We start from the raw sequence: 609 nt of genomic DNA, 5'->3' as shown, positions 1-609 counted from the left end.
CACTGCTCTTTAACAATTTATCAGACAATCTGTGTGGGCACTCGCAGGATTGATATCTACAGTACCTTCGGGTACATAAAGAAATATCAAGTCTTGAAGAGTGAACACTAGTTTTATAAACAGTTTTAATTCTTTGAGCATCAAACACTTTTAAATTGAAGAGTTTGATCATGGCTCAGATTGAACGCTGGCGGCAGGCCTAACACATGCAAGTCGAGCGGTAACACAGGAAGCTTGCTTCCGGGTGACGAGCGGCGGACGGGTGAGTAATGTCTGGGAAACTGCCTGATGGAGGGGGATAACTACTGGAAACGGTAGCTAATACCGCATAATGTCGCAAGACCAAAGAGGGGGACCTTCGGGCCTCTTGCCATCGGATGTGCCCAGATGGGATTAGCTAGTAGGTGAGGTAATGGCTCACCTAGGCGACGATCCCTAGCTGGTCTGAGAGGATGACCAGCCACACTGGAACTGAGACACGGTCCAGACTCCTACGGGAGGCAGCAGTGGGGAATATTGCACAATGGGCGCAAGCCTGATGCAGCCATGCCGCGTGTATGAAGAAGGCCTTCGGGTTGTAAAGTACTTTCAGCGAGGAGGAAGGCGTCG

General features: G+C 50.1%; 1 rRNA gene. It reads left to right on the top strand.

Features of this window, described 5'->3' with window-relative positions:
- Positions 1–152: 152 nt before the first annotated feature.
- Positions 153–609, top strand: a 16S ribosomal RNA gene (locus JK154_RS17625); the annotation flags it as partial.

Source organism: Citrobacter sp. JGM124 (genome assembly GCF_018257795.1).
In the GTDB taxonomy this organism is placed as follows: Bacteria; Pseudomonadota; Gammaproteobacteria; order Enterobacterales; family Enterobacteriaceae; genus JGM124.
Note: the sequence above shows the minus strand (reverse complement) of the source record. Positions and strands in the feature narration are given on the sequence as shown.